The organism is Pseudomonas sp. PB103 (assembly GCF_009764635.1).
GTDB lineage: Bacteria > Pseudomonadota > Gammaproteobacteria > Pseudomonadales > Pseudomonadaceae > Aquipseudomonas.
Map to the genome: position 1 here is coordinate 1 of NZ_RWIL01000051.1, position 1,076 is coordinate 1,076.

The 1,076-nt window shown below is 50.6% G+C and carries 1 protein-coding gene and 1 pseudogene; both read right to left on the bottom strand.

The features are described 5' to 3' along the window. Nucleotides 1-838: hypothetical protein (locus tag EJA70_RS10135; protein WP_158830654.1), on the bottom strand; the 838-nt coding region annotated here is incomplete at its 3' end. Nucleotides 839-869: 31 nt separating this feature from the next. Further along, nucleotides 870-1,076: pseudogene (locus tag EJA70_RS10140) on the bottom strand (hypothetical protein); the annotation flags it as partial.

Below are 1,076 nucleotides of genomic sequence, written 5' to 3' on the forward strand. Positions count from 1 at the left end.
GCGGCAGTGGTTTTGACCATTCGATAATGTCGGGGTAGAGCAGGTCAGGGGGGGATGACAATTTCAAGTTCTGCAACTTTTCAGCGAAATAGGTTCCCAAAATCGTGATGCAGAATACCCCCCATATGACACCTATCAGGTCGCCCTTACGCAGGTCGATCATGAGCGAGCCGATTTGCGTTTTTTCATAGGGCGTGAAACCTACCCGGCTATTGGGTACGGCGTCCGGTTCTACTTCCATGTAGCTGCGTGTGCACTCCCACAACGCCATTGCTGTGGAACCGCCGCCGCAGTTGAAACCGAATGAAAAATGTTTGTTGTCCTCTTTGGCCTGCAGGTCTGGGTTTTCAAAGCCAATGATCAACAAGCCCATGGTGGCTTTACCAGCTTGGCTTACTGAGGAATGTTGAGTAGCTGCCGCCGTCACGCTTTCCCAAGGCACTAGCCAATATTCGCCATTCTCTCGCGGCACACATACTTCACGACGTTGTCGATTAAACCGCACGGGTGAGGGGACATCGCGTAATAAGCTTTGGATCAAAATCCAAATAGGGATGGCCATAATTGCTGCACCCAAATACAAAATATCTTGACTAAAATCCGAGTTGAGATTTCGAGTAAAGAAAGACATTGCTAAAAACACCATCATGCCCGTCCACATCACCATCACGGCCGAACCGACGCTGTAGTTGCCAATGTCGAGAAAAACTTCGTTTTTACGCCAGATGGTGTTAAGCACATCACTGGGCTTTTCACCGGTTGGGAGGGGCAGCGGCGCCAAATAGTCATTGCGCGAAAACAGCCGGTTTTTTGTGGTGCCTGCCGGTGGCGTATTCATGCGTGGCCCTGGGTTATACAGCTACTCATCATCAAGCTAATGCTTGAGCCGTTTGTGCGGCTAATTCGGCTTCACGCTTGGCGATGGCTTCTTCCAGTTCTGGGGAACGCGTCGCCCATTGCTCGGGTGGCAGTGGTTTTGACCATTCGATGATATCGGGGTAGAGCAGGTCAGGCGGGGAAGACAATTTCAAGTTCTGCAACTTTTCCGCCAAATAGGTTCCCAAAATCGTAATGCA